This is a genomic window from Leptolyngbya sp. CCNP1308, from assembly GCF_034932455.1.
Taxonomy (GTDB): domain Bacteria; phylum Cyanobacteriota; class Cyanobacteriia; order Phormidesmidales; family Phormidesmidaceae; genus Nodosilinea.
Genome location: NZ_JAYGIH010000089.1, coordinates 1 through 5838, shown reverse-complemented (window position 1 = coordinate 5838; position 5838 = coordinate 1). Strand labels below are relative to the sequence as shown.

At 58.0% G+C, this 5838-nt stretch carries 3 protein-coding genes; all 3 read left to right on the top strand.

Annotated features, from left to right (window positions below; translation table 11 throughout):
- Window positions 1-2615, top strand: a 2615-nt coding sequence (locus VB780_RS25520; protein ID WP_323354009.1) for a PAS domain S-box protein, incomplete at its 5' end; no start/stop codon positions are given.
- A 15-nt stretch (window positions 2616-2630) separates the two neighbouring features.
- On the top strand, window positions 2631-4382 hold the full coding sequence (locus VB780_RS25515; protein WP_323354008.1) for an EAL domain-containing protein: 1752 nt from the start codon (window positions 2631-2633) through the stop codon (window positions 4380-4382).
- Between the two features lie 225 nt (window positions 4383-4607).
- On the top strand, window positions 4608-5838 hold a 1231-nt coding region (locus VB780_RS25510; RefSeq protein ID WP_323354007.1), incomplete at its 3' end, for a PAS domain-containing protein.

Genomic DNA, 5838 nt, shown 5'->3' with positions numbered 1-5838 from the left:
TTGGTCGCCACGTGTCGGAGATTTTGCCCGCCGACGTGGTTGAGCTCAATCTTCAGGCCATCAGCCAGGCCCTGGCGACCCATGAGGTGCAAACCCACGAACAGCAGATTTTGGTGGGAGATCGCCTCCAGCAAGAAGAACTGCGGGCGGTGCGGTGCAGCGACGATGAGGTGCTGTTTCTAATTCGCGACATCAGCGAGCGTAAACAGGGCGAAGCCGAACGCAAGCGCACCGAGCTAGCCCTCCAGCAGACCGAAGCCCACCAGCGGGCGCTGCTGAAGGCGCTGCCCGATCTACTGGTGCGGTTGAGCAAAGATGGCATCTACCTAGAGTTTGCCGCTAGCCCTACATTCCATGTGATCGGCCCGCTGTTAAATTTGGTCGGCACCCATGTGAGCGAATCGCTGCCGCCGGTGGCGGCCCAGCAGCGGCTCGATGCGATTGCCCAGGCTCTGGCCACTAAAGCCATCCAGTTTTATGAGCAAGATCTATCCACAGCAGAGACATTTCAGATTGAAGAAGTGCGGGTGGTGCCCTACCGAGACGATGAGGTGCTAGCCCTGGTACGCGACATCAGCGATCGCAAACAGGCCGAACGCCAGCTCGAAGAACTCAATCAATCGTTGGCGCAACAGGTGGTCGATCGCACCGCCGCCCTGGAGGAGCGCGAAGCCCGCTACCGGGGCCTGAGGGAAGGGGCCAGCGATGCCATTCTAATAGCCGATATGGAGGGCCATATTCTGGAGGTGAACCGGCGAACGGAGGAGTTGTTTGGCCGCTCTCGTGATCAATTGACCCAGATGCACCAATCCCAACTGCATCCGCCAGAGAAGCTGGCAGAGATCATCGCCCTCTTTCAGAACTCTATCGAGATTCCCCATTTTCAAGCCTCAAACGTCCCCATCCTGCACATCGATGGACGACACATTCCGGTGGATATTACCGCGACGACCATCGCCCTGGGGACGACCCGGGTGGTGCAGGGCATTTTTCGCGATGTTAGCGATCGCCAGCGGCTGGAAGAAACTCTGCGCCTGCGGGAGCGGGCGATCGCCGCCAGCCACAACGGCATTGTGATTACCGATGCCCGCCAACCCAGCAACCCGATCATCTACGCCAACCCCGCCTTTGAGCGCATGACTGGCTTTTCTGCGGCCGAAGCCATGGGGCATAACTGCCGCTTCTTGCAGAGTAATCAATTGGAGCAGCCTGGCCTGGATACTCTGCGTCAGGCTATTGCTGCTGGCGAAGACTGTACCGTAGAGCTGATTAACTACCGCAAGAATGGCGAGCCATTTTGGAACCACCTCAGCATTTCGCCCATTTATGACCCCGAGGGCCAGCTCACCCATTTTGTTGGCATTCAGACCGATATTAGCGATCGCAAGCGGGCGGAGGCCCAGCTGCACCAGCATATGCACGACCTAGAAGAAGCCCGCCACGCCGCCGAGGCGGCCACCCGCCTCAAGGGCGAATTTCTCGCCAACATGAGCCACGAATTGCGTACCCCCCTCAACGCCATTTTGGGCATGACTGAGGGGCTGCAAGCGCAGGTGTTTGGCGCTATCAACGAGCGACAGCTCAAGGCCCTCACCACCGTCGAGACCAGCGCCTCCCACCTGCTGGCGCTGATCAACGACATTCTCGATATGGCCAAAATTGAGTCGGGCCAGATCACCCTGCACCTAGCCCCGACGGCGATCGCGCCCCTGTGCCATGCAAGCCTGACCTTTGTGCAGCAGCAGGCCGACAAAAAACGCATTCAGCTCATAGATGGCATTCCCCCCCATTTGCCTGACCTGGTGATCGATGAGCGGCGCGTGCGCCAGATTTTGATCAATCTGCTCGCCAACGCGGTCAAATTTACGCCCGAGGGAGGCTGCGTTAGCCTGACAGTCGTGCCAGAGTTGTGCCAAGACGGCGACGAGATCCGGTCCGTGATGCGGTTTACCGTGCAGGATACGGGCATTGGCATTGCCCCCGACGACCAGCAAAGACTGTTTCAACCCTTCATTCAGATCGACAGCGCCCTCAACCGCCAGTACGAGGGCACAGGGCTAGGCCTCACCCTGGTGAAACAGTTCACCGAGCTACACGGTGGCCAAGTGGGGCTGATCAGTGAGGTCGGTGTCGGCAGCCGCTTCACCATCGACCTGCCCTACGAGCCGGGGGTAGGCCAATGGACGGCCAGTGCAGCTGCCGCCGGGGCCCCAGGGGCCCCGGCGGTCGCGGCCCAAAAGCCCCTAATTCTGCTGGCGAGCGACCAGGAGGCCACGATCAGCACCGTGGTTAACTACCTAACTGCTAAGGGCTACCGCCTGCTGGTGGCCCGCCAGGGCGAAGCGGCCATGGCCCTGGCAGAAAATCCCGATCTGATTGTGATGGATACGCAGCTACCGGGGATAGATGGACTAGAGACGATTCGCCGCATCCGCGACGAGCCACACCTGATTGATCGCCCGATCATTGCGCTTTCCGCCGACAGTGCGGAGGGCGATCGCGATCGCTGCCTGGCAGCCGGGGCGAACCAGCACCTGGGCAAACCGCTGAAACTCAAGCAGCTGGCCGCCGCCATTCAACACCTGCTCACCCCCCTCGCTCCATCTACCCCCTAACTCACCAGCAAACCCATGTCATCCGCCACCATCCTGATCGTTGACGACGACCCCAATAACTTTGATGTGATCGACGCCCTGCTCGACGCCCAGGGTTATCAGCTGCACTACGTCAGCACGGGGGAAGCGGCGATCGCCGCCCTCGACTGCCTGGCCCCCGACCTGATTTTGCTCGACGTGATGATGCCCGGCCTCGATGGGTTTGAGGTTTGCCGCCGGATCAAGTCTTCGCCCACCTGGGCTAGCTTGCCGGTGGTTATGGTGACGGCCCTGAGCGAAAAACAGGACCTCGCCCGCTGCTTTAGCGCCGGGGCCAACGACTTTATCAGCAAGCCGATCAACCAGCTAGAGCTGATCGCCAGGGTGCAATCGATGCTGCTGCTGCGGCAGCAGTATCGGCAGCTAGAGGCCTTTAATGTCCAGCTCGAAGCCAAGGTGCTAGAGCGTACGGCCCAGCTCCAGGCGACCATTTTTCAAGATGCCTTGACCCAGTTGCCCAGCCGGGCCGCTCTGCTTCAAACCCTGGCTGAGCTGCTTCAGGCCGAGAATTCGGCTTGGGCGGTGATTTACCTCGACTGCGACCAGTTCAAGCTGATCAACGGTTCCTTTGGCTACGCCCTGAGCAACCAGCTGCTCCAGGCGATCACAAAGCGGCTGCAGCGGCTGGTGCCCAGCGGCGATCTGCTGGCCTGTCTGGGGGGCAACGAATTCTGTATTTTGCTGCGCCAGACCAGCGATATAGAGCGCGTCAAGTTGGTCATTCAGGACATCTTAGACAGCTTTAAGACCCCCTTCACCGTGTCAGGACTGGATATTTTCATCACCGTTTGTCTGGGAGTTGTTCTAGGCCACAGCGATTACCCAGGCTCTGAGCAACTTCTTCAGGATGCTGGCATTGCCATGTATCGGGCCAAGCAGCAGGGGGCCGGCAGCTATCAATTTTTTGACCCACAAATGCACCAAACCATGGTGGATCGCCTAGCCCTCGAAAACGACCTCAAGCGCGCCCTTGATCGCCAGGAATTTGTGGTGCATTACCAGCCCATTGTCCACCTCAAAACCCTCAAAATTACCGGTCTAGAGGCGCTGGTGCGCTGGCAGCACCCCACCCGTGGCCTGGTCGCCCCTGGCGAGTTTATTCCCCTGATGGAAACCACCGGGCTGGTGGTGCCGGTGGGCCTGCTCATTCTTAAGCTGGCCTGTCAGCAGCTGCACCGCTGGCAGCAGCAGGGCTGGAGCGATCTGACCATGAGCGTCAACCTGTCGGTGCGGCAGTTTGCCTGCCCCACCCTGCTCGACGATATTGACCAGATTCTGGCCGCTGGCGGCATCAACCCCGCCCGGCTCAAACTAGAAATTACCGAAAGCGCCATTATGGACAATGCCGAAACCGCCATTGCCCTGGTGGATGCCCTGCGATCGCGGCAGATCCAGATCAGCATCGACGACTTTGGCACGGGCTATTCGTCCCTGGGCTATCTGCACCAGTTTTCGGTCAACGACCTCAAAATCGATCAATCGTTTACCAGTCAAATTCAAGTCTTGACCTCTAAATACAAGGTCGTCGATACCATTATTACCCTGGGCAAGCAGCTGGGCCTGACGGTCACCGCCGAAGGCATCGAGACTCAACCCCAGCTGGAGCGATTACAACAGCTCAACTGCGAACTGGGGCAGGGCTATCTATTTTCTAAACCCCTCCCGGCAGCGGACATTGAGGCCCGTTTTCTCAACAGCAAAGATACCCCCCTCAGACTGGCGGCCTAAGCAATTGGTACCTGCTTAGGCCGCCAGATCTCTCTGAGCCTTTTTTCTAGCTTGAAAGCTCACTGGAGACGGTTGCAAATCTGATTGGGAATACTAAGGTTAAACATCAATCAAATTCTAAATTCAAAAATTCGCTGAGGGGCAGTTGCCACAAGACAAAATTAATGGGGTCTTTAATCGCCTGTGGTCTCTAAATACAGAACATCCAGTGGAGCTAGATCTGACGTGGATGACTTAACAGGTTTGGTGCAGCAGCTACAGGCAGAAAACACCCGTTTGCAACAGCAGGTGGCTTCCCTGCGGCAGGTCAATCAAAGCCTGCAGGCTGAGCTAGAGCGATCGCAGCCCCCTCCCAATCTCCAGCAGATAGAGACTGCCCTTGGCGACAGCGAAGCGACTAACCAGGCGATTCTCAGGGCGATTCCTGACCTGCTAATGCGAATAGGGCGCGACGGCACCTGCTTTAGCTTTTTGCCCCCCAGCTCTGACGACTCGAGCCTTTTTCTACCCGTTGAGCACCATCTGGCGGAGGTATTGCCCCTAGACCTGCTGGCAGACCAGCTGCGACGTATTGAGCAGGCCTTGACCACAGGCGATTTGCAGGTGTGGGAGCAGCAGCTGGTCAAGCAGGGGCAGCTGTGCCATGAAGAGGTGCGCCTGGTGCCGTGCAGTGACGATGAGTGCCTGGTGATTGTGCGCGATATCACCCAGCGCAAGCAGATGGCGCTAGAGCTAGAGGCCAAAATTGAGGAACTGGATCGGTTCTTCTCGATGTCGGTAGACCTGCTGTGCATTGCCGACACCGACGGCTATTTTCGCCGTCTCAACAGCGCCTGGGAAAAGACTCTGGGCTATAGACTGGCTGACCTAGAAAACACTCCCTTCATTAGCTATGTGCATCTCGATGACGTCGCCGCCACCATCGAAGCTGTTTCAGCCCTGGCCAACCACCAAGAAATTGTCTCGTTCACCAACCGCTATTGCTGCCTAGACGGCAGCTATCGCTGGCTAGAGTGGCGAGCGGTGCCGATGGATGGGCTAGTCTACGCGGTCGCTCGAGATATAACCGACAGTCGGGAGATGACCCTACAGCTACAGACGACCAAAGAACAGCTAGAGCTGGTGCTGGAGGCCTCCTCAGAGGGGTTCTCAGACTGGAACACCGATGAGGTCTATTTTTCACCCCAGTGGAAAGCCATACTGGGCTACGCCAACCACGAACTGGAGAACTCCATTGAGATGTGGAACTCGACTGTTTTTGAGGAAGACAGATTGGCCGGGTGGCAGCTGGTGGACGACTACAACAGCGGCAAAGCTGACGCTCTGAGTACCGTGTATCGCCACCGCCACAAAGACGGATCTACAGTGCATATTTTCACCCGCATGACTCATCGCAAAAATGCTGAGGGCCAGGTGGTGCGCATGGTGGGTAGCCACCTCGATATCACCACTACGG

What these genes read in the sequence shown, in the direction of transcription:
- VB780_RS25515 (WP_323354008.1), top strand. Translation starts at nt 2,631, where the DNA reads ATGTCATCCGCCACCATCCTGATCGTTGACGACGACCCCAATAACTTT.